Origin of the sequence: Falsiroseomonas algicola, from assembly GCF_011040385.1 — a bacterium.
In the GTDB taxonomy this organism is placed as follows: Bacteria; Pseudomonadota; Alphaproteobacteria; order Acetobacterales; family Acetobacteraceae; genus Falsiroseomonas; species Falsiroseomonas algicola.
The window spans coordinates 1-22,325 of sequence record NZ_JAAIKB010000023.1 but is presented as its reverse complement, the minus strand read 5'-3'; the positions used below and the strand labels follow the sequence as shown (position 1 = coordinate 22,325).

20 protein-coding genes are annotated in these 22,325 nt (G+C 70.9%); 6 read left to right on the top strand and 14 right to left on the bottom strand.

Translation table 11 applies throughout. The features are described from left to right. Positions 1 to 16: 16 nt before the first annotated feature. Positions 17 to 1,216, bottom strand: a complete 1,200-nt coding sequence (locus tag G3576_RS28730; protein ID WP_164697939.1) for a Zn-dependent hydrolase — start codon at positions 1,214 to 1,216, stop codon at positions 17 to 19. Between the two features lie 80 nt (positions 1,217 to 1,296). On the opposite strand from G3576_RS28730, the gene G3576_RS28725 reads away from it, so the two are divergent. Further along, positions 1,297 to 1,680: a RidA family protein gene (locus G3576_RS28725; RefSeq protein WP_164697938.1), complete on the top strand. Its 384-nt coding sequence runs from the start codon at positions 1,297 to 1,299 to the stop codon at positions 1,678 to 1,680. Here G3576_RS28725 and G3576_RS28720 read toward each other — a convergent pair. After that, positions 1,674 to 3,128 carry an N-acyl-D-amino-acid deacylase family protein gene (locus tag G3576_RS28720; RefSeq protein WP_164697937.1) on the bottom strand — a complete coding sequence of 485 codons (1,455 nt, stop codon included), beginning with the start codon at positions 3,126 to 3,128 and terminating at the stop codon, positions 1,674 to 1,676. The genes G3576_RS28725 and G3576_RS28720 overlap by 7 nt on opposite strands. 127 nt (positions 3,129 to 3,255) lie before the next feature. Between G3576_RS28720 and G3576_RS28715 the strand changes: the two genes are divergently transcribed. Together G3576_RS28715 and G3576_RS28710 are read left to right on the top strand one after the other, a co-directional pair. After that, positions 3,256 to 4,839: an ABC transporter substrate-binding protein gene (locus G3576_RS28715; RefSeq protein ID WP_164697936.1), complete on the top strand. Its 1,584-nt coding sequence runs from the start codon at positions 3,256 to 3,258 to the stop codon at positions 4,837 to 4,839. Between the two features lie 86 nt (positions 4,840 to 4,925). Next, positions 4,926 to 6,980 (top strand): hydantoinase/oxoprolinase family protein, encoded by a 2,055-nt coding sequence (locus tag G3576_RS28710; protein WP_164697935.1) that lies wholly within the window; start codon positions 4,926 to 4,928, stop codon positions 6,978 to 6,980. 3 nt (positions 6,981 to 6,983) lie between these two features. Here the strand turns inward: G3576_RS28710 and G3576_RS28705 are convergent, their stop codons facing one another. Both G3576_RS28705 and G3576_RS28700 read right to left on the bottom strand, forming a co-directional pair. Further along, positions 6,984 to 8,804 (bottom strand): hydantoinase B/oxoprolinase family protein, encoded by a 1,821-nt coding sequence (locus tag G3576_RS28705; protein WP_164697934.1) that lies wholly within the window; start codon positions 8,802 to 8,804, stop codon positions 6,984 to 6,986. Positions 8,805 to 8,977: 173 nt separating this feature from the next. Next, positions 8,978 to 9,226, bottom strand: a complete 249-nt coding sequence (locus tag G3576_RS28700; protein WP_164697933.1) for a hypothetical protein — start codon at positions 9,224 to 9,226, stop codon at positions 8,978 to 8,980. 216 nt (positions 9,227 to 9,442) lie between these two features. Here G3576_RS28700 and G3576_RS28695 point away from each other — a divergent pair, with 216 nt between their 5' ends. Both G3576_RS28695 and hisC read left to right on the top strand, forming a co-directional pair. Next, positions 9,443 to 10,699, top strand: coding sequence for a hypothetical protein (locus tag G3576_RS28695; RefSeq protein WP_164697932.1), 1,257 nt, complete (start codon positions 9,443 to 9,445; stop codon positions 10,697 to 10,699). Next, positions 10,696 to 11,808, top strand: a complete 1,113-nt coding sequence (hisC, locus tag G3576_RS28690; RefSeq protein ID WP_164697931.1) for a histidinol-phosphate transaminase — start codon at positions 10,696 to 10,698, stop codon at positions 11,806 to 11,808. The genes G3576_RS28695 and hisC overlap by 4 nt, the downstream gene beginning before the upstream one ends. A gap of 3 nt (positions 11,809 to 11,811) precedes the next feature. Here the strand turns inward: hisC and G3576_RS28685 are convergent, their stop codons facing one another. From G3576_RS28685 to G3576_RS28640, 10 genes are all read right to left on the bottom strand, one after another. Further along, the gene (locus G3576_RS28685; protein WP_164697930.1) at positions 11,812 to 12,363 is read right to left on the bottom strand and encodes a biotin transporter BioY; all 552 of its coding nucleotides are present in this window, start codon (positions 12,361 to 12,363) and stop codon (positions 11,812 to 11,814) included. Positions 12,364 to 12,441: 78 nt separating this feature from the next. Then, entirely contained in the window at positions 12,442 to 13,635 is a 1,194-nt protein-coding gene (locus G3576_RS28680; RefSeq protein WP_164697929.1) for an MFS transporter, read from the bottom strand. Between the two features lie 38 nt (positions 13,636 to 13,673). Next, positions 13,674 to 14,585 carry an aminotransferase class IV gene (locus G3576_RS28675; protein WP_164697928.1) on the bottom strand — a complete coding sequence of 304 codons (912 nt, stop codon included), beginning with the start codon at positions 14,583 to 14,585 and terminating at the stop codon, positions 13,674 to 13,676. Positions 14,586 to 14,596: 11 nt separating this feature from the next. Continuing rightward, entirely contained in the window at positions 14,597 to 15,364 is a 768-nt protein-coding gene (locus G3576_RS28670; protein ID WP_164697927.1) for an amino acid ABC transporter ATP-binding protein, read from the bottom strand. Next, entirely contained in the window at positions 15,361 to 16,035 is a 675-nt protein-coding gene (locus tag G3576_RS28665; protein WP_164697926.1) for an amino acid ABC transporter permease, read from the bottom strand. The genes G3576_RS28670 and G3576_RS28665 overlap by 4 nt, the downstream gene beginning before the upstream one ends. Further along, positions 16,035 to 16,703 carry an amino acid ABC transporter permease gene (locus G3576_RS28660; protein ID WP_164697925.1) on the bottom strand — a complete coding sequence of 223 codons (669 nt, stop codon included), beginning with the start codon at positions 16,701 to 16,703 and terminating at the stop codon, positions 16,035 to 16,037. Before G3576_RS28660 ends, G3576_RS28665 begins: the two co-directional genes overlap by 1 nt. Before the next feature lie 16 nt (positions 16,704 to 16,719). Next, entirely contained in the window at positions 16,720 to 17,580 is an 861-nt protein-coding gene (locus G3576_RS28655; RefSeq protein ID WP_164697924.1) for a transporter substrate-binding domain-containing protein, read from the bottom strand. Positions 17,581 to 17,640: 60 nt separating this feature from the next. Further along, the gene (locus G3576_RS28650; protein WP_164697923.1) at positions 17,641 to 18,804 is read right to left on the bottom strand and encodes a 2-methylaconitate cis-trans isomerase PrpF family protein; all 1,164 of its coding nucleotides are present in this window, start codon (positions 18,802 to 18,804) and stop codon (positions 17,641 to 17,643) included. Between the two features lie 54 nt (positions 18,805 to 18,858). Next, entirely contained in the window at positions 18,859 to 19,821 is a 963-nt protein-coding gene (locus G3576_RS28645; protein ID WP_164697922.1) for a Bug family tripartite tricarboxylate transporter substrate binding protein, read from the bottom strand. Positions 19,822 to 19,838: 17 nt separating this feature from the next. Continuing rightward, positions 19,839 to 20,834, bottom strand: a complete 996-nt coding sequence (locus tag G3576_RS28640; RefSeq protein ID WP_164697921.1) for a Bug family tripartite tricarboxylate transporter substrate binding protein — start codon at positions 20,832 to 20,834, stop codon at positions 19,839 to 19,841. 228 nt (positions 20,835 to 21,062) lie between these two features. Between G3576_RS28640 and G3576_RS28635 the strand changes: the two genes are divergently transcribed. Then, positions 21,063 to 22,187, top strand: coding sequence for a C45 family autoproteolytic acyltransferase/hydolase (locus G3576_RS28635; protein WP_164697920.1), 1,125 nt, complete (start codon positions 21,063 to 21,065; stop codon positions 22,185 to 22,187). Positions 22,188 to 22,325 lie beyond the last annotated feature (138 nt).

Genomic DNA, 22,325 nt, shown 5'->3' with positions numbered 1-22,325 from the left:
AGATAGGCCTTCGCCGTCAGCCTGCCAGGTAGCGCGCCGCACCCTCCGCCAGGACCTCGACGCAGAGCGCCAGATCCTCCTCCTTCGTATCCTCGCTCCAATGGTGGCTTATGCCGCCGATGGAGGGGCTGAAGAGCATCGCGGCCGGCATGCGCTTCGCCAGGTACTGCGCATCATGCCCGGCGCCGGAGGGCATGTGCCGCCAGGCGCCCGGCGCCAGTGCATCCGCCGCGCCGGCCAGCGCCGCCTGCATCGCCGGGTCGCAGAGCGCGGGCTTGGACAGGCTCATAGGCTCCAGCACCGCGTGGCAGCGTTCGCGGCGATTGCTTTCCTGCACGCAGGATTCGAGCACCTGCGCCATCCGCGCCAGCACCGTCTCCTCCACGTCGCGGAACTGGAACAGCACTTCCGCCTTGCCGGGGATGATGGAGGCCGCGCCGGGGTCCAGCGCGATGCGCCCGCAGGTCCAGGTGCTGCGCGGGCCGCAGGCCATGGGCATGCGTTCATCCAGCATGGCCAGCAGGCGCACGGCGGTCAGGCCGGCATCGCGCCGCTCCGCCATGGTGGTGCCGCCGGCATGGTCCTGCATGCCCGTGATGGTGATGCGGTACTGCCAGATGGCGACGATGCCGGTGACCACGCCGACGCGCTGGCCGGCGGATTCAAGCTGCGTCCCCTGCTCGATATGCAGTTCGAGAAAACCCTTGTGCCGGCCGGGCTCCATGGCGATGCGCGGCAGGCCGGCGAGGCCCGCTTCCTGCAAGGCGGTGCGGAGCGGCTTGCCGTGGTAGCGGTTGGCGAGGCGGTCGATCTCCTCCTCCGGCAACTCGCCGATGAAGGACCGGCTGCCGATGAAGCCGCCATAATGACCTTCCTCATCCGCCCAGGCCGCGACATCCACGGGCAGGCCCGCGCGCGCCAGCGCCACGCCGGCCATGACGCCCAGCGCGCCGTCCAGCCAGCCGGCGTAGTTCTGGCTCTCGATATGGCTGCCGACCAGCAGATGCGGGCCCGCGCCCTGGTGGCGGCCGATGACGTTGCCGATGCCGTCCATCGTCGGCTCCAGCCCGCATTCTCGCATGCGATCCATCAGCCAGCGCCGGCTTTCCATGTCTTCAGGCGAATAGGTCGGGCGGTGCACGCCGGTCTTGTAGGCGCCGATCTTCCGCAACTCGTTCAGGTCCGCGAGGAAGCGGGCGGTATCGACCTTCGGCATGGGGAACGGAGACCCGTGGCTGTTGCGCGCGCATGGTGGAACCGGCATCCATCGCGCCGCAAGACCAGGGAGAACGTCCGATGCCGGAAATCACGCGCTTCATGCCACCGCAGGGCGGCCGGAAATACCCGCCCTTCGCGCAATCCGTTCGCCACGGACCGACGCTCTACGTCTCCGGCATCGGCCCCATGGGGCCGGAGGGCGTGCCGGAGGGGTTCGAGGCCCAGTTTGCCCTGGTGATGGAACACCTCAAGCGCGCCATCGCGGAAGGCGGTAGCAGCATGCAGGGCATCCTGAAGGCGAATGTCCTGCTGACGCGGGCGGAGGATGTGGGCATGATGAACCGCCTCTATGCCGAGGCCTTCCCGGCGGATCACCTGCCCGCGCGCACCACCTGCGTGGTGGCCGCGTTGCCGGTGCCGGAATTCCTGCTGGAGATCGAGTGCATCGCGGCGGTCTACTGAACCTCCCGCCGCAGCAGCCGCCCCGCCGGCGTGTCGCTGGCGCCGGCGGCATGGGTATAGACGGATTGGCCGTTCACCCAGGTCTCGATGATGCCGTCCGCGACCTGGCGCGGCTCCACGAAGGTGGCGCGGTCCAGCACCGTATCGGCATCGAACAGCACGAGGTCGGCGAAGGCGCCTTCCCGCAACGTGCCGCGGTCCGGGATCCCGAAGATGGAGGCGGTGCGGCCCGTCATCTTGTGGACGGCGGTCTCGAGGTCGAAGAGCCCGAGTTCGCGGCAGTAGCGGCCGAGCACGCGCGGGAACGTACCCCACAGGCGGGGATGCGGGTGCTTGGCCAGCGGCCCGCCATCGCTGCCGATCATGGAAAGGCGATGCGCCATGATACGCCGCACATCCTCCTCCGCCATGTTGTGGAAGACGCCGCCGCCCGGCGTCAGGCGCTTCGCGGCTTCCTCCAGCGACACGCCCCATTCCTGCGCGATGTCGGACAGCGCACGGCCCGCCATCTCGGGATGCGGCAGTGACGTCGTGACCTGCACGGGCACGTCCGCGCGCGGCTTGCGCGCGGAAAGCGAGGTGGAGGAGGCGGTGTAGGGATAGACGTCGAAGGCCACGGGATAGTCGGCCGCGTGGCGCTCGATCAGCGGCAGGGTCTGGACGGAGCGGCCGTGATTCTCGGGCTGCGCGCATTTGTGGTGGCTGATGATGATGGGCGCGCCGACCGCCTTGCCGATGCGCAGCGTCTCCTCGATGCTGTCCAGCACGCCATCGGCCTCGTCGCGCATATGCGTGACATAGAGGCCGCGATGCTCGCGCAGCGCCTCCGCCACCGCGATCACCTCCTCCGTCGGCGCATGCTTGCTGGGGGGGTAGAAGAGGCCCGTCGAGAACCCCGCCGCGCCTTCCGCCAAGGACTGCGCCAGCTTGCGGCGCATGCGCTCGGCTTCCTTGTCGGTGGCCGCGCGGGTGGTGTCGCCGCCCATGGCCGCCACGCGCAGAGACATGTGCCCGATCAGCGCCAGCGTGTTGACCGAGGAGGGCTGCTTCTCCAGATGCTCCGCATAGGCGCCGAAGCTGTCGAAGATCCACCATTCCGGCGCGCAGACGCCATCGAGCGGCGCGGGCGGCCTCTCCTTCATCGGCTCCGGCGCCAGGCTGATGCCGCAATTGCCGACGACGACGGTGGTGACGCCCTGCGACACGCGGCAGAGCATGCAGGCGGGACCGCAGAGCACTGCCTGGTCGTCATGCGTATGCGCATCGATGAAGCCGGGCGCGAGGATGCGCCCCTCTGCCATCACCTCCCGATCCGCGGCCATGGCCGACAGATCACCGACGCCCACGATCCGGTCGCCCTTCACGCCGACATCGCCACGACGGCGGGGGCCGCCCGTGCCATCGACCAGCGTGGCATCGCGGATGATCAGGTCGCAGCGCAGCGTCATGGCTTGGCCCTCCAGGACGGCAGCATGGAACGCGTGGCACCAAGCGCCAAGCCATGAAGAAACACCGTTCCCCACCCCGCATCCCTGTTGCATCGTGATGGCGTCGCATCCGGATGGAGGTCAGACCATGCCTACCCGCCGCCAGATCCTCGGCACCGCCGGCGCCATGGTCGCAGCACCCCGCATCGTCGGCGCGCAGGGCGCGGCCTCCCGCACCTTGCGCTTCGTGCCGCAGGCGGACCTGGCGGTGGTGGACCCGGTCTTCAACACCGCGACGGTGACACTCACCCACGGCTTCATGGTCTTCGATACGCTCTACGGGCTGGACGCCGACTACAACCTCCACCCGCAGATGGTGGAGGGCCATGTCACGGAGGATGAGGGCCGCGTCTGGACGCTGACCTTGCGCGAGGGGCTCCGCTTCCATGATGGCGAACCCGTGCGCGGCCGCGACGTCGTCGCCAGCATCCGCCGCTGGGCGGCACGCGACATGTTCGGTGCGGAGCTGATCGCGGCGACCGACGAGCTGACGGCGCCCACCGACCGCACCATCCGCTTCCGTCTGAAGCGCCCCTTCCCGCTGCTGCCGCGTGCACTCGGCAAGGTGACGGCGGCGATGCCCGCCATCATGCCCGAACGCCTGGCCAGCACCGATCCTTCGCGCCCCGTCGCCGAGATGATCGGCAGCGGGCCCTTCCGGTTCGAGGCACGCGAACGCGTCTCCGGCGCCCGCCTCGTCTATTCGAAGTTCGAGGGCTATGTGCCTCGCGCCACCGGCACCGCCAGCCGCTCCGCCGGGCCCAAGATCGCGCATATGGACCGCATCGAGTGGCACATCCTGCCCGACCCCGCGACGGCGGCGGCGGCGCTGCAGCAGGGGGAGGTCGATTGGCTGGAATATGCGCCGAACGACCTGCTGCCGGTGCTGCGCCGCAGCCGCAACGCGACGGTGAAGATCACGGAGGACAGCAGCATCAGCGTGCTGCGCTTCAACCATCTCCATCCGCCCTTCAACAACCCCGCCATCCGCCGCGCCATGCTCGGCGCGCTGGACCAGTCCACCTACATGACCGCGGGCTTCGGCGATGACCGCAGCCTGTGGCGCACCGATGTCGGCGTCTTTCTGCCGAACACGCCGATGGCGAATGACGAAGGCATCGGCGTGCTGCGCGGCCCGCGCGACATGGAGAAGGTGAAGCGCGACCTGGCCGCCGCGGGCTATCGGGGCGAGAAGATCATCGTGCTGCAGCCCATGGACTTCGCCTTCCTCAAGGCCATGGGCGAAGTGGCCGTGGACATGTTCCGCCGCGCGGGCATGAATGCCGAAGCCTATGCCGCGGATTGGGGGACCATCGTGCAGCGCCGCGGGTCCCGCAATCCGCCGGAAAGCGGCGGCTGGAACGTCTTCATCTCCGGCTTCAGCGCGGCCGGCCTGCTCGACCCCGTCGCCAATCTCGGCCTCCGCGCCAATGGCGCCGGCGCCTGGTTCGGCTGGCCGGACAGTCCGCCGCTGGAGCGGCTGCGGCAGGAATGGATGGCGGCGCCCGACACCACCGCGCAGCAGGCCAAGGCGCGGGAGATCCAGGCGCAGTTCTGGCAGGACGTGCCCTACCTGCCCCTCGGCGAGTATTTCCGCGTCATCGCGCATCAGCGCAACCTCGTGGATATACCCGTCGGCCTTTCCACCTTCACCGGCGTCAGGCGCGTTTGACGCGTCGTCGCGGCGATGCCTAGCATCGCGGATGAAATCGCACGCGATGCTGTGCTGGCATGGATGGAATGCGGATGGTTGATGGCATGGACGATCGCGGCAGCCTCTCGGTCGCGGTCGATGCGGGCGGCACCTTCACCGACATCGTGCTGGTCGATCGCGCCAGCGGCCAGCGCTGGCAGGCCAAGGTTTCCTCCACGCCCGATGACCGATCCCGCGCCTTCGCGGAGGGTATCGCGCAGGTGCTGTCCATCGCCGGCCGCAAGCCCGCGGAGGTCACGCATGTCCTGCACGGCACGACCGTCGCGACGAATGCGATCCTGGAACAGAAGGGCGCCAAGGCCGGCCTGCTGACGACGGCCGGGCTTCGCCATGTGCTGGAGATCGGCCGCCACGACATCCCGCGCCACGCGAACCTCTATGCGTGGCAGAAGCCGCGCCGCCCCATACCGCCGGAGCATGTGCGGGAGGCGCGTGAGCGCCTGGCTGCCGGCGGCGCCGTGGTGGAGCCGCTGGTGGAGCAGGATGTGCGCGATGCCGCGGCGGAGTTCAGGCGGCTCGGCGTGGAGGTCGTCGCCGTCTGCTTCCTGCACGCCTATGCCGACCCCACGCATGAACGCCGCGCCGGCGCGATCCTGGCGGAGGAATTGCCGGGCATTCCCATCACGCTGTCCAGCGAGGTGCTGCCCGTCTTCCGCGAATACGAGCGCAGCATGGCGACGGCGCTCAACGCCTATGTCATGCCTGCGGTGGCCACCTATGTCCGCCGGATCGAGGACCGGCTGAAGCAGGGCGGCATCGCCGCGCCGCTGCTGCTCATGAAGTCCTCCGGCGGCGTCATCCGCGGCGAAGGTGCCGCGAAGCAGCCCGTGCAGACGGCACTCTCCGGCCCTGCCGCCGGCGTCGTCGGCGCGCGCGCGCTCGGGCTGCGCGCGGGGCATCCGAAGCTCATCACGCTGGATGTCGGCGGCACCTCCGCCGATATCAGCCTGATCGATGGCGATCCGCGCCTGACCAGTGAGGGCAAGGTCGGCGACTGGCCGCTCAGCCTGCCGATGATCGACATCCACACCATCGGCGCCGGCGGCGGCTCCATCGCCCGCGTCTCGCCGGAGGGCGCGCTGCTCGTCGGCCCCGCGAGTGCCGGCGCCATGCCCGGACCCGTCGCCTATGGCCGCGGCGGCGTGGAGCCGACGCTGACCGACGCCAATCTGGTCCTCGGCCGCCTGCCGCCCTCGCTGCTGGATGGCGCCATCACGCTGGATGTGGACGCCGCCGCGCGCGCGATCGAGGCGCGGATCGCGAAGCCGCTGGGGATGGACCTGCACGCCGCCGCGCGCGGCATCATCGCAGTGGCCGACAACGCCATGGCGGGCGCGATCCGCGTGGTCTCGGTGCAGCGCGGGCATGACCCCGTCGATTTCGCGCTGCTGCCCTTCGGCGGCGCGGGGCCGCTGCAGGCCGGCGCCATCGCGCGCTTGCTCGGCATGCGGCGCATCCTGGTGCCCGCGAGCCCCGGCGTGCTCTCCGCCGAGGGGCTGCTGGCCGCGCCGCTGCGCAACGAGTTCTCCCGCACCGTGATGATGCGCGCACCCATCGCGGACCCCGCGCCGCTCGCCGCCGCCTTCGGCGCGCTGGATGCGGAAGCGGCAGCCTGGCTGGAATCGGAATCCGTGCCCGCTTCCGCGCGGGATATCCGCTGGCGCGCGGGCATGCGCTACATGCACCAGGGCTTCGAACTCTATGTCGATTGGCCCGGCCGCGCCGCAGACCATGCGGGCCTCGAGGAGGCGATCGCGCGGTTCCATGCGGAGCATGAGCGTCTCTACACCTTCGCGCAGCCCGACACGCCAGTGGAGATCGTGACGCTGGAAGTGGCGGCGCTCGGCACGCTCCCCGGCCCGGCGCCGGAAGCGGCGCCCGTGGCGGGGCCTGGCGCGCCCTACACCCATCTGCCGGTGCATCTGGAGACGGGCCTCGCCCGCGTGCCGGTCTGGCGGCGCGATGCGCTGGGCGCCCGCGCCACGGTGCTTGGCCCCGCGATCATCGTGCAGATGGATGCAACGACCTATCTGCACCCCGGCGACAGCGCGGTGATGGATGCCTTCGGGAACCTGGTGGTGGAGGTGCCGGCGGGCTGAACCTCAGCTCGCCATCGCCTCCCACCAGGCATCCGCGTCACGGTAGGCGCCGTGGCGGTGGAACATCCCCTCCGCCGCGGGGCGGTCGGCGCGCAGCGCGGCGGTCGCGGCTTCATCCACCTCGCGGTCCGGCGTCTCCGCCAGCACCACGCCGTAATCCGCGCGCGCGGCCTCCACAGTCACGAAGCCGCCCAGCACATCCTGCCGCACGCGCCAGGCCTCCCGGTCGAAGGGATGGCCCCAGCCGCCGCCGCCCGTGCTCTCCATGCGCACGACATCGCCGCGCTTCACGGGAATCCCCTGTGCCAGCCTGGCGACTTCGCGCTCATCGGCGCGGCCGGGGTTGATGATGAAGCGGCCGGGCCTTCCGCTCTGGCCGCCCTTCACGCCCCAGGGCGGGTTCTCGACATTGTCCATGCGCGTGTTGAGCGTCGCGCCATCGACCAGGATCTCCATCTCCCGGATCATGCCGCAGCCGCCGCGCCAGCGCCCGGGCCCGCCGCTGTCCGGCCGGATGGCATAGGTGCGGATGCGCACCGGCATGTCGGTCTCGAGGAACTCGATCGGGTAGTTCTGCTGCGCGACGTAGTAGATGACGTCGAGCCCATCCGCGAAGGGCCGCGCCCCCTGCCCCGTGCCGTGGCCGCCCGATTTGTAGAACAGCGATCCATCGGAGGGCTGCCGCCCCGTCAGCGTGTAGATGGTGTAGATCGAACTTGCCGCGGGGCTGTTGCCCTCCGTCGCCTGCGCCAGCAGCCCGAGGCAGCCGGAGATGACGCGCGCCAGCGTGTTGGATCGCTGGCCGAGCGGCGCGGGAAAGGCCGGCTGGATGATGGTGCCGGACTTCACCAGCACCTCATCGATCGTGCGCAGCAGCCCGTCATTCATCATGACGTCCGGCTCATTGGCGAGGAGGTACAGCCCGAAGACCGTGTTCGGCACGGTCGGGTTCATGAGGAAGTTGATCGGCCCCTTGGCCTGGCCATCCGACTCGCGCGTATCCAGCGTGAAGCCATCCTCCCGCGCCTTGAGTTCGAAGCGCACCGTGAAGGGCCCGCCGCCCTTGCCGTCCCCATCCACGCGATCGGCGAATTTCCAGCTGCCGCCGGCGGGGAAGACTTCCGAGAGGCGGCGGCGGAACAGCCGCGCCGACTGCTCCCGCATCGCCGCGATGGCACCCAGCAGCACCTTGGTGCCGAAGCGGTTGAACAACTCCGCGAGCCGCTTCTCGCCAAGCCGCACGGCGGCCGTCAGCGCCCGCGTGTCGCCGCGGGCATGCTGAGGGAAGCGGGAGTTGCGGACGAAGACCTCGAAGAGGTCGGTGTTCAGCACGCCTTCCCGATAGAGCCGCACCGGCGGCACCATGATGCCTTCCTGGAAGACGCTCTCCGTGCCCGGCGTGTTCGATCCCGGCCAGGCGCCGCCGATATCGCGGAAATGCGCCCAGCTCTGCGCGAAGGCCACGAGTTCGCCGCCCACGAAGACCGGCGTCGCGAAGACCTGGTCGGAGGTGTGGGAGACGCCACCCTTCGAGATGTAGCAGTCATTGTACCAGAAGATGTCGCCGGGCCTGATGTCCTCGGCCGGGAAGCGGTCGAGGATCGGGCGCATCACGTCGCCGAACAGCGGCAGCTTCGTGCCCGTCACCAGGCTGCCATCGGCGGCGTAGAAGCCGATGAAGTAGTCCTGCTTCTCCCGGATCACCGGCGACATGGCGGTGCGTTCGAGCAGCGCCTCGCATTCCGCCTGGGCGGAGCGGAGTGCGCCCTTGATGATCTCCACCGTGACCGCATCCGGTGCCGTCAGCCCGACCGACCCGTCCATCACCGTCTCCGCCTTGGTGGCAGGGACGCTAGCGGTGGCCTAGGGAGAGCGCAACGCGAGGCTCGGCATCACAGTGATCGCCCTTCGGACCTCAAACGCCGGTGGGCTTCGCCGGACGACCGGCGGGCCGCATTCGCGGCCTCGGCCGCTTGCAGCGGCCGCCCTCCCGCGCGCTAATCCCGCCGCGCATAGCCGCGGGGCGGCGGCGGGCGCTTCGGCCCCATCACCACGTCGATCTCCGCCTTGGCCCGGTTCAGCATCTCGCCCAGCGTCTCCCCGGGATGCTCGCGCACCATCTCCCGCGTCTGGCCGCGATTGGCCGGCGGATGGATCAGCACGGTGAAACCGGCCTTGCCGCGGTCGAAGACCTCCATCCGGTGCAGGCGGTACTCGCGGGTCTGGACGACGAGAAGTTCGGGCATCGGGCTTCCTACGACTTGGGACAGAGGTATGACCCATTCGTGCTGCGCCGCAACACCCGAATTGCAACGCCCTTGATCATCGCCCTCGCCGCACAACCCCACGCTGTCGCCGCACAACCCCCGGGTGCCTGCCCGTCCGCGCATTTTGTTGTAGCGTGACGGAAGAGCGAGGAGCGCCCGCATGATCCCTGCCCCCCTCACCCGCGCGGCCCGGCCGTGAGCCTCGACCCGCGCGCCCAGCTTCCCGCAGGCCCCCGCCATGCCGGCATCGGCGCCGGCTTCATCCGGGACTGTGCCCTCGCGGGCGGGGCGGAGGAGAGGCTGGCCAACCGCCTTGCCCTGATCGCGGAGGAGGTGCTCGGCGCCGCCCCCGCCAATGCGGGCCTGGTCGGCCTGACCCTGTCCGACCGTCGCCATGCGATGCGACTTTCCGTCGATTTCACCGCCGCCGACCTCGACCTCGCGGGCCTCGACCAGTCCCGGCGGGGGGATGCGGAGGATGCGGAGGAGATCGGACTCTACCTTGCCGCGCGACTCGCCGACCGGCTGACGACCGAGCCGCTGGACCGAGGCGGGCTTCGCCTCGGCTTCGATGTCGGACGCGCCTATCCCCCCCAGGCAGCGGCCACGGCGCCGGAGGCGCTGGGCCCGATCAGCGGCGCGGCCGTCGATCCCGACGACGCGACGCTGGCGCTGCTGGTGCAATGGGCGGAGGCCGCGGAACTCGGCGGTCCCGCCTTCCGCCTGGCGCCCCGCGTGCTGGACCAGCGGGCGCAGGGGGACCTCTTCGCGCGTGTGGCGCTGGATGCGCGGAAGCGCCCCGTGGGCGGGCTGTTCTGGCAGCCCTTCGGCCGGCGCCTGATGGAACTCTCGGGCCCCGCGCTGCTGCTGCCGGACGGCGCGGACCGCGCCGCGGTGGCGGAGGCGCTGCTGGAAGCGGCGCTGGCCGGGCTGGTGCGGAAGAAGATCCAGGGCCTGGTGGTGCTGGAGCCCTCCCCCGACATGCCGCGCCAGGGCTTCGAGACGGTGGGCCAGCTGCCCGCCGCCGATGGCACCACCTGGCCGGTGCTGTTCCGCGCGCTGGAGGAAGACCCGGGCGGCATCAGCTGGGTGCCGCCGGTGCTGGCCGACTGGGTGACGGCGGCGACCCGCCGCCTGGCGCTCGGCCGCGACATCGAGGAGCCCGCCCGCCCGAAGCGGGCCACGGGCGCGGCCATGGCCGCCGAGACCGACCGCGCCCGCGGCCGGGTCACGCTGCGCAGCCTGATCGCCGCCGGCGACGCCGCCGCCGTCGCCGCCGGCAATGTCGCGCTGTTCCGCGACCAGGGCTTTTCCGAAATCCGCGCGATCCTCGACCTCGGCAAGCCGGACCAGGCAGCCTTTGCGGAGGGGCTGGTGAAGGCGGGCCTCTCCCCCGCCGCGCTGATCCCGGATGCGGCGGGAGACCTGCTGCTGCTGGCCGCCGCGGAATGACGGAGTTTGCGCTGGATCGTCTGGTCCCGGCGCATGTCCGGGCCTTCGAGGCCTATGTCCCGAGTCCGCCGGACGACGTGCTGTGCCGCCGCTTCGGCGTGCCGCATCTCCATCGCCTCAACAACAACGAGAACCCGATCGGCCCGCCCGAAGCCGCGCGGGCGATGATGGCGGCTTGGAAGCCTGAACAGGCGGCGCTCTACCCCCAGGGCGATGGCTGGCACCTCCGCCGCGCGCTCGGCCGGCGCTTCGACATCGACCCGGAACAGGTGATCCTCGGCAATGGCGCGAACGAGGTCATCGCCTTCGTCATCAAGGCCTTCTGCGAGCCGGGCGACAACATCGTCACCGCCGACCGCACCTTCGCCGTCTATGAATGGCTGGCGAGCTTCTCCGGCGTCGAGCCACGCCTGGTGCCGCTGCGCGACTATGCCTTCGACGCGGAGGCGATGCTGGACGCGATCGACGACCGCACGCGCGTCCTCTTCGTCTGCAACCCGAACAACCCGACCGGCACCTGGTGGAGGCATGACGAACTCGACCGCTTCATGGAGGCGGTCGATGGCCGCGCCATCGTGGTGGCGGACGAGGCCTATGCCGAGTTCGCGGAGGACCCCGCCTTCCCCGACAGCTTCGCGCTGATGCAGCGCCACCCCAACCTCATCGTCTTCCGCACCTTCTCCAAGATGTGGGGGCTGGCGGGCTTGCGGATCGGCTGGATGGCGGCGAGCCCGGACGTAGCCGCGACGGTGAAGAAGACCTCCATCAGCTACAGCGTGAACATCCTGGCGATGGAGGCCGCGCGGGCGACGGTGTGGGACGAGGCGCATGTGCAGGCGACACGCGCGCATATGCGGGGCTCCCGCGCGGCCGTTGCGGCCTTGGCGCAGAAACTCGGCCTGACGATGATCGGCGATGTCGGCAATTTCGTCATGCTCAAGCTGCCGATGAGCGACACGGTCGCGCATCGGCGCCTGATGGGGCGCGGCGTCATGGCGCGGGCCATGACGAGCTTCCGCTACCCCGGCTGGCTCCGCGTCAGCCTCGGCCCCGCCGATGCCATGGCAGCCTTCGCCGGGGCGCTCGAGGAGGTGCTGGCGGAGGGCTGAGGCTCAGCCGCGCCGCTGGAACAGCGCGGAGGCGGCGATGACCAGCGCAACCTTCGTCGCCTCGCCCAGCAGGAAGGGCAGCACGCCGATCGCCAGCAGCCGGTCCGCCGGCACGAAGAAGGCCAGCCACGCCACGCCGCAGCCATAGATCGCGACGACACCCGCGAGCAGCGCCAGGCTGCGCCCGAGCAAGCCGCGGCCCTGCGCCAGCGTGCCGGTCAGCCAGGAGGCCAGCAGGAAGCCCGCGAGGTAGCCGCCCGTCGGGCCGGCCATGTAGGCCAGGCCGAGGCCGCGCTCCGGCGAACCGGCAAAGACCGGCAGGCCGGTGGCACCGGCCATCAGGTAGGCCGCCATGATCGCGGTCGCCATGCGCGGCCCGGCCAGTACGGCGAAGCCCAGCACCGCCATGGTCTGCAGCGTCATCGGCACGGGCCAGAAGGGGATCTGCGTCTTGGCCGAGAGCGTCATCAACGCGACTCCGACCAGCAGGACGATGCCCTGATGCAGCAGGCGCTGCGGCGCTGGCGCGGCGGCGGCAGGGTGTAGAATGGACATGGCAAGTTCCCGGATTGGTCGTTGGCAGGCACGCCAGGATTGATTGACGCATCCGCACCCGCCAGCGCAAGCCTCCGGTCAGCGCGGCAGCCGCAGCAGCATCGGCGCGGCCGGTGCCAGCAGCACCGCCGCCATCACGAAGGCCGCCGGGTATCCGGCCCAGTTCACCACCAGCCCGCCCAGCAGCGGGCCGAAGAGGTAGCCCACCTGCAGGGTCAGCATCATCAGGTTGATGTTGGCCCCGCGCTGCGCCGGCGGCGAATGGTGGTGCATCAGCGCGTTCAGCAGCGGCAGCATCGCCCCGAAGCCGATGCCCAGCAACAGCGCCACCGGCACCAGCACCCAGGCGCCCAGGGCGGTGCCCCCGATGGGCAGCGCCAGCAGCAGCACCGCGAGCGTCACGACTACCGCGCCGAAGGCGGAGACCCGCCGCTGATCCCAGCGGTCGAAGAGATTTCCGGCCGAAAGGCGCAAGACCATGACCGTGCCGGTCTGCAGGGCAAAGAACAGGCCGACCACGGCCTCCCCCTCCAGCTCCAGCGCCCGCCCCTTGGCCATGCTGAACAGCACGGCATGGGCGACGAAGGCGGCGGTGTTGATCAGCAGCAGCGACCACACCGGCCCGCTGCGCGGCCCCGCCTTGCGGGCCGCCCCGCCTGCGACATGGGATCCCGCCCCGATCGACCGCCGCGCCAGCACCACGGCCAGCAGCAGCGCCGGCGCCTGCAGCAGCGCCATCGCGGCATACTGGTTGGCGGCGTCGCCGCCGAAGGCCGGCAGCGTCAGTTCCAGCAGCGGCGGCAGCAGGGCGAAGGGCAGCAGGTCCGCCACGGAGAAAAGGCTGTAGGCCTCCCCCGCCCGCTGGGGCGGCACCAGCGCCACGAAGCGCGTGGTGATGCCGACCAGCGTCAGAACGAAGCCGAAGCCGTGCAGCAGCCGCAGCCCGACGAAGCCCGCGAAGCCATCGACGACCAGGTAGAGGGGCAGCACCAGCAGCGTCACGCCGAAGCCCGCCACCGTGCACCAGCCCGCGCTCGCCACGGAGACACGCGCCGCCACCGCTGGCATCAGGAACAGTGCCACCAGGGTGAAGGCCGCGATGGTGCCCCCGGCCTGCGCCGCATCCAGCCCGCGCGACCGCAGCCAGGGTTCCAGCCCGTAGAAGGCGGCCAGGTTCGCGAAGCCCAGCAGCGCCAGGGCCAGCACGCCCGCGAAGTCGCCGCGCCAGAGGCGCGGCGGCGCGTCCCGCAAGGGCGTGTCCATCATGGTCATCGCGGCCCCTCCCCGACCGCAACGAGGCTATCAGCGCCTCAGGGCCCGAGGAAAGTCCGGTCATAGAGGTCCGACAGGCGCGCGGTGACGGGCCCCGGACCCTCCCCGCCCAGGCGCCGCCCATCCACCTGGCAGACGCGCGTGACGCCGCCGAAGGTGCCGGTGACGAAGGCTTCCTCCGCGCCATAGACTTCCGCGAGGGTGAAATCCTCCTGACGGCAGGGGATGCCGTGCGCCGCGCAGAGCCCGATGACCTTGGCGCGTGTGATGCCCTTGAAGCAGAAGCGGCCCGTGGAGGTGAGGACGGCGCCGTCGCGCACGATGAAGAAGTTGGTGCTGTTGCAGCTGGCGACGAAGCCGTTGGGATCGAGCATCAGCGCCTCATGCGCCCCTGCCTGGATCGCCTGCAGCAGCGCCTGGATCAGGTTGAGCCGGCTGTGGCTGTTGAGGCGGAGGTCGAAGACATCGGGCGGGGAGCAGCGGATGGTGGAGGTGAAGAGCTTCAGCCCCGCCTGCTTCACCGCCGGGTCCGGCTGCTTGTATTCGGCGGTGACGACGATGGTCGGCCGGCCCAGCGCGTTGCGCGGGTCCTGGTGCACGGTCTTCTTCTCGCCCCGCGTCACCATCAGCCGCAGATGCGCGCCATGGGTCATGCCATTCGCCGCGCAGGTCTCCTCGAGGATGCCGCGCATCCCCGCGGGATCGATGCCGATATCCAGCGCGATGGCCTTCGCGCCTTCATAGAGCCGCTTCAGATGCTCATCGACCGCGACCAGCCGCCCATGCGCCAGCCGGATGCCCTCCCACACCCCATCGCCGAGGCCGAAGCCGGCATCGAAGATGGAGACCACCGCCTCCTCGCGCCTGACCATGCGGCCGTTCAGGTAGATCAGCACATGCTCGTTGCGCGGATCCTCGGCGGGGGTCTGCGCGCCCTTCGATTCCATCATGCTGGCAGGTCCTAGAAGGCGAAGGTGGAGTGGCGGCCGATGAAGGCGCGGGTTCGGTCCTGGCGCGGATGCTTCAGCACCTGCTCCGGCGTGCCTTCCTCATGGATCATGCCCTCATGCAGGAAGATCACGCGGGTGGCGAAGTGGAAGGCGAAGCCCAGCTCATGCGTCACGAGCAGCATGGTCCGACCCTCCCGCGACAGGCCGAGGATCGTCTCCAGCACCTCCCCGACCAGTTCGGGGTCGAGCGCGCTGGTGGGTTCGTCGAACAGCAGCATCTCCGGCTCCATCGCCAGCGCGCGCGCGATCGCCACGCGCTGCTGCTGCCCGCCGGAGAGCCTTGCGGGATAGGCCTCCGCCTTTTCCGCCAGCCCGACCTTCGCCAGGTGCTGGCGCGCCCGCGCCTCCGCCTCCGCGCGCCCCACGCCGAGGACGGAAAGCGGCCCCTCCGCCACGTTCTGCAGCGCGGTCATGTGGGGGAAGAGGTTGAACTGCTGGAAGATCATGCCGATCCGCGTGCGCAGCCTCGCCAGCTCCGCGGGCCGGTAGCACCGCCCGCCGCGCGCCTCCTCGCCCACCGGCGTGCCGGCCACGGTGACCGTGCCCGCGCTCGGCACCTCCATGAAGTTGATGCAGCGGAGCAGCGTGCTCTTGCCCGATCCGCTGGCACCGAGGATGGCGATGCGCTCGCCCTGCTGCACTGTCAGGTCGATGCCGCGCAGCACCTCGTTGCTGCCGAAGCTCTTCCGCAGCCCGTCGAGGCGCAGGATCCCGCTCATGCCGCACCGCCCCGCGTCGCCAGCCGGCGTTCCAGCAGCAGCGCGCCGAGCGTGCCGGGATAGATCAGGATGAAGTAGATGGCGGCGACCACGGTGAAGGTCTCCAGCGGCAGGAAGCTCTGGGTCGCCATCGTCCGCGCCTCATGCATCAGCTCATGCACGGTGATGACGGAGGCGATGGAGGTCATCTTCGCCAGTTCCACCGCGCGGTTGGTGAAGGCGGGCAGCATGCGCCGCAGCGCCTGCGGCAGGATGATGCGGCGCATCAGCGTCGCCTCGCTCATCCCCAGCGCGCGCCCCGCCTCCCACTGCCCTGCCACGATGGATTGCAGCCCCGCGCGGTAGATCTCCGCGCAATAGGCGGAGGTGTTGAGGCAGAGGCCGAGGCTGGCCGCCACGAAGGGGGAGACCTGCACGCCGGTCAGCACGGGGAAGGCGTAGTAGAACCAGACCAGTTGCACCAGCACCGGCGTGTTGCGGAAGATTTCGATATACGCCGTCGCCGGCCAGTTCAGCGCGCGGCGCGGCGACATGCGTGCGATGCCGAGGAACAGCCCCGCCGCCAGCGCGGTGACGAAGGCGATCACCCAGAGCGCCGCCGTCAGCCGGATGCCGCGCGCCAGCAGATCCCAGTCCCGCAGGATCTCCCCGAAGGCGAATTCGTATTCCATCAGCGGTGCCCACGCCGCAGCACATGCTCCACGCGCCGCATGCCGAGGCTCGCCAGGAACAGCACGGAGAAGAAGATCACGGCGACCGCGGTGTAGATCTCAAGCGGCCGGAAGGTCTGGGAGGCGATGACCATGGCGCGATAGAGCAGCTCCCCATAGGCGAGCGTCGCCGCCAGCGCCGTCGTCTTCACCAGTTCGAAGCTGCGTTCCATCAGCGGCGGGATCATGCGCCGCACGGCCTGGGGCAGGATGATCCGGCGCATCAGCCGCGCCTCGCTCATCCCCAGCGCGCGGCCCGCCTCCCACTGCCCCCGCTCGATGGAGACGATGCCGCCGCGGAAGATCTCCGCGAAGAAGGCGCCGGACTGGATGGACAGCGCCAGCAGCGCCGCGGTGAAGGGGCTCATGCTGACGCCGATCAGGATCGGCAGGCCGAAGAAGATCCAGAAGAAATGCACCAGCGGCGGGGTGTTGCGGTAGAACTCGATCACCACCAGCGCCGCGACGCTCGCGATGCGGGACGGCGACAGCCGCAGCAGCGCCAGTCCCAGCCCGAGCGCGAGCCCCAGCAGGATCGACCAGCCGGACAGCCACAGCGTATTGCCGAGGCCCTCCAGCAGCGGTCCGGCATTGCGCCAGACCGGGGAGAAATCCCACTGGTAGCTCATCAGCGGCGGCCGGGGATCACCCGCGGCTCTGCCACATCTCCCGCATCACCGGCGGCGCGCTGCCGGCCTCCACGCCGCGCGTGGCCAGGTAGTTCTCGTAGATCTTCTGCGTCTCGCCGGTGACGTAGAGGTGGGCCATCGCCAGGCCCAGCCAGTCCCGCCAGGACTTGTCGGCTTCCCGCCGCACGCCGGCGCTGGTCGCGGCGGCGCGGAAGGGCTCCGGCAGCAGCACCGTGCCGCGTCGCACGCGCGCGCGCAGCATGACCAGCGCGGGGTGGAACAGGGAGATGGCATCCACGCGCCCCGCCTGGAAGGCGGCCGCGACCTCATCGGCCGTCGGGAAGCGCTCGATCTGCGCGCGCGGCAGCCGGGCCGTGACGTCGCGATCGGGCGAGGTGCCGAGCACCACGCCGACGCGCACCTCCGGCTTGTTCGCATCCTCCCACAGCCGCACGGTCAGGCCCGGGCGAACCAGCAGGCCCTGCGCGTAATAGAACATGGGCTGCACCGGGAAATCGATGGCGAGTGCCCGCTGCGGCGTCGCATCCAGCACGAACATGACGTCGAACTGGTTGGCCTGCAGGCCGGCCACCGCATTGCCCCAGGTGGTCTCCACCGGCACGGGGCGGACATTCAGCTCCCGCGCCAGCGCCACGCCGACGCCCCAGCCGATGCCGGACCATTCGTTGCTGCGCTGGTCGCGGAAGAACCAGGGCTCGCCCGGGGCCACGCCGATGCGAAGCTCGCCCTTGTCGCGGATCGCCTGCAGCGTACCGCCGGGAGCGGCCTGCGCCAAGGCGGGTGCGGCCTGGGTCGCCGCCAGCACCGCCGCGCCGCCACCGAAGATGGCCCTGCGGCCGGACCTGTCTGCTGCCATCACACTCTCCGCGGGCTGAGTCGCGGCGCAGCTTCGCGTGGCCTGCGCAGGGGTGTCAAATCAGCGCGCGGCACGGACCAGCACGGCGCCTTCGAAGAGCCGCCGCTGCGTGCGGAACAGCGTCGCGTGCTCGCAGTGGAAGCCGCCCTTCGCCTCGGCGTCCGGCCGCACCGCCGCATCCACCACCGCGATGCCGGAGGCATGGCCGATGCGGATGGGCTGCGCGGGGTCGGACGATCCCAGCATCCCGGCCGCGACGCTGCCCGGGATGCGGCTGGCGACCGCCAGGCACAGCGCCCCCGTCGCCGTCACGGCGCGATGCGGCTGGCCCATGGAGATGATGCGGATGTGCAGGTCGACCTCCGACGCCGCCAGCACGCGGCCATTCGCCAGCCGCGCCTCGCAGGGCGCCCAGAGCATCGCGACCCGCGGCAGGCTCGGCCGGGCGCGCGCGGCCTCGGCATCCTTCGCCACGCCCATCGCGACGGCCGCCTGGCGGCGGATGGCGTCGAGGCGCTCCAGCAGCGCGCCCTCCCCGTCCAGCGCCTGTGCCGTGTCCACCGCCCCACGCCCCATCGCCATGGCGGCCACGAAGACGCAGGGGCTGGCGGCATCGACCATCGTCGCCTCCACCACGCCGACGCCCGGCACCTCCAGCCGGTCCAGCACGCGCCCGGTCGGCAGCAGCGCGCCGGTGCGGGCGCCGCCGGGGTCGAGGAAATCGAGCCGCACGGGCGCGCCGGTGCCGGCGACGCCGTCCAGCACGAAGTCGCCATCCACCACCGCCTCGCCGTCCCGCGCCTCGAACCGCGCGCGGATGATGCGGCCGGCATTGGTGTCGTGGATGCGGACCTCCACGGGCCCGTCCTTCGGCGCCTGCGGCAGCATGCCCTCATCCAGCGCAAAGGGGCCGATGGCGGAGGACATGTTGCCGCAACTGCCGCCGTAATCGACCAGCGCTTCCTTCACCGCCACCTGGCCGAAAGTGTAGTCCACATCGGCATCGGGGCGCGTCGGCGGGCCCACGATGCAGACCTTGCTGAGCGAGGAGACGCCGCCGCCCATGCCATCGAGCTGCCGCGCCTCCGGGTCCGGCGATCCGATCGCGGCCAGGAAGATCGGGTCCCATTCGGCGCGGTCCGCCGGCAGGTCCTGCCGCCGGAACACGATGGCGCGGGAGGTGCCGCCGCGCATGAACACCGCCCTGAACCGCCGCTGTGGCATCGCCGCCGCTCCCCCCGATGGAGCGGCGGTTCTAGGGCCGCAGGACGGTGCCCGTCACGCCTCCCCCGCGCGGAGCCCGACCGCGCCCGCCACGGCGGCGAAGCGTGCGGCGGTATCGCGCAGCAGCGGGCCGAAGCGATCCGGCCCATGGCCCGGCGTGTCGAAGCCCAGCGCGCCCAGGCGCTGCGCCACGCCGGCATCCCGCAGCGCGGCCAGGCTGGCGGCATGCAGGGCCACGATCACCGGCGCGGGCGTGGCGCGCGGCGCCAGCACGCCCATCCAGGTCTCCACCTCGAAGCCCGGCGCCACGCTCTCCGCGAAGGTCGGGGCCTGCGGCAGGGCCGGGCTGCGGCTCGGGCCGCTGACGCCCAGCGCCACCAGGCGCCCGTCGCGGATCTGGTCGATGGCTGCGCCCAGCGTCACCACGCCGCCATCGATGGTGCCGCCCAGCAGGTCGATCAGCAGCGGCCCGCCGCCGCGGTAGGAGACGTGCTCCGGCCCCCCGCCCAGCGCCTGCGCCAGCAATTCGCTGGCGAAGTGCTGGGACGAACCCAGGCCCGGCACGCCGATATTGGTCGGCCGCCCGGCCCGCAGCCGCGCCGCATAGGCGGCCGCATCGGCAATGCCTGACCGCGGATGCGTCACCAGCGCCTGCGGCGCGGAGGCCGCCAGCAGCACCGGCGCCAGCCCGGCGATGAAGGGCCCGCTGCCCGCCACGGGCAGCGCCTCGATCGCCGCCAGCGTGTCGTTGGTGATGAGCAGCGTGTGCCCATCCGGCGCCGCCCGCAGCACCGCCGCGGTACCGAGCCGCGATGACGCGCCACCGATATTCTCGATGACGACGCTCTGTCCAAGCTGGGCGGAGAGCGCCGGCACGAAGGCGCGCGCGAAGGCATCCACACCGCCGCCTGGCGGGAAGGGCACGATGGCGCGGATCGGTCGGTTGAAGCCCTGCGACAGCGCGGGCAGCGGAACCGTGGCCACGGCAACGGCCAGCAGGGTACGGCGAGTGATCATGATGGTCATGTCCTGCGTCAGACGGTTTCGGCGCGGATGCCGGCAGCCTCGATCGCCGTGGCGAAGCGGCGTTCGCTGTCGGTGATGGAGGCGAGGAAGTCGGCGGGGGTGGAGCCGGTGACGATGAAGCCGAGCTCGCTGAGCCGGCGATGCACCACGGGCTCGAACAGCGCAGCACGCCAGGCCTGGTGCCAGGCCTCGATGATCGGCGCGGGTGTCGCCGCGGGCAGCAGGATGCCCTGCGTGCTCGGCACGTCGAAGCCCGGCGCCACCGTCTCCGCCAGGGTCGGCACCTCCGGCATCGCGGGATCGCGCGCGGCGGTGGAGACGGCGAGCGGCACCAGCCGACCGGCGCGCACATGCGCCGTCACGGCCGGCAGGGTGATGATCATGGCATCGAGCTGCCCGGCCATCAGGTCCAGCGTGGCCGGCCCGCCGCCGCGATACGGCACATGCACGACTTCCACGCCGCCGAGCTGGCGGTTCAGCATCTCGCTGATCACATGGGCGATGCCGCCATGGCCGGGCACGCCGAGCGTCAGCGCGCCGCGCCGGCGCCGTGCCTCCGCGACGTAATCCCCGACGCTGCGAATACCGCTGCTGGGATGCGTGACCAGCAGCTGCGACGCGCCGATGGTGAGCGTGACGGGCGCGAGGCGCGGCCGCAGCAGCCCCTGCTGGCGCCCGAACAGGATGTCGCTGAGCACCAGGCCATCGCCGGAGGCCACCAGCAGCGTATGCCCATCCGGCGCCGCGCGGGCGACGATGGCGCCAGCGCCGCGGCCACTCGCGGTGCCGTTGTTCTCGATGACCACCGTCTGGCCGATGCGCTCCGACAGCACCGGCGCGGCGGCGCGGGCGTGGATGTCCTGCGTGCCGCCTGGCGCGGCGGAGACGATGAGCTTCACCGTCTGGGTCGGCCGCCAGGCCGGCGTCGCCAGCGCCGGCCGCGCGAGCAGGGGCAGGCAGCAGCCGAGCATCGCGGCGCGGCGGGTCAGGGCCATTCGATGCATCGGGAACCTCCTCATGATCCACGCGGCAACGCCGCTGGATTCAGAAATTCACGACATGATGCGATGAATCAATACCAATTCCGTAGGAGATAAGGAGATTCTATGCTTGCCCTGCGCCGCGATGGCGCGATGCTCAGTCAGCGCCTTCCGGCAGCGCGGCCTTTCCCCGCTTGCCCACGGCTCCGTGCCAGGCAAGATGGCCGGTACTCTCTTTGGACGGAGAACCCGATGGACGCGGCCGCCCCCTTTCCCCTCTACGAACTCTCGGGCGCGCCGGAGGCCAGGGGTGAATCCTATGGCCGCCAGGCCGCGATCCGCGTCCGGCGCAGCATCGGCCACTACCACGCGCAGCTCACCGGCGGCGGGCTGGATGCCGCGCGCATCCACCGCCTGGCCCGCGCCTTCGTCCCCCGCGTGGAGGCCTTCGACCCGGCCTATGTCGCGGAGATGCGCGGCATCGCGCGCGGCGCCGATGTGGCCTTCGAGGATGTGATGCTGCTGAACTGCCGGACGGAGATCCTGCAACTGGCCAAACGCGGGCTGCCGGAAGCCGATCCCGATGGCTGCACCGGCGCCATCGTCACGCCCGCGGCCAGCGCCGATGGCACATTGCTGCACGGCCAGAACTGGGACTGGAAGAGCGAGTGTGCCGAGACCGGCGTCGTGCTCCGCATCCGGCGCGAGGATGGCCCCGACATCCTGACCTTCGTCGAGGCCGGCGGCCTGGCCCGCGCGGGGCTCAACGCCGCGGGCATCGCCATCACGGCGAACTACCTGGAATCCGATCGCGACTACCGGCAGGAGGGCGTGCCCCTGTCCCTGCTGCGGCGGAAGGTGCTGGAGCAGGAGCAGGTGGCGCTGGCGGTGCGCGCCGTCTACGCCACGCCCAAATCGGCCTCGAACAACGTCATGCTGTCGCACGCCTCCGGCTGGGCGATGGACATCGAATGCGCGCCGGATGAGAGCTTCCTGCTGCACCCGGTGGATGGGCTGCTGGTGCATGCCAATCACTGGCAGTCGGCGGTGGCGCTTTCCAAGCTGAAGGACACCGGCATCCAGACCACGCCGGACAGCACCTATCGCGACCAGCGCGTGCTGGCGGCGCTGCGCGCGAAGGTGGGCGCGATCACGCTGGATGACCTGCGCAGCGCCTTCTTCGACGATTGGCAATCGCCCTGGGCCGTCTGCCGCCCGCCGCGGATGAGCCTCGGCGGCAACCTCTCCGCCACCGTCGCGATGATCCTGATGAAGCCGGCGGAGGGCCACATGGAGATCGCGCCCCTGCCCGCGCTGAACCGCCGCTTCACCACCTACACGCTGAAGCCGGAGGGGCTCGCGAAGGCCGCGGAGTAGGTCGCGCACACCACCACCCCAAACCTCCCCCGCAAGCCCGGGCGAGGAAGTATCGGACGCACCCTCCCCCGCGCTTGCGCTACGGCATTCACACAACTCGGCTTGCGCAAGGTTGTTTGTGCTGATTCGCTGCTGTTA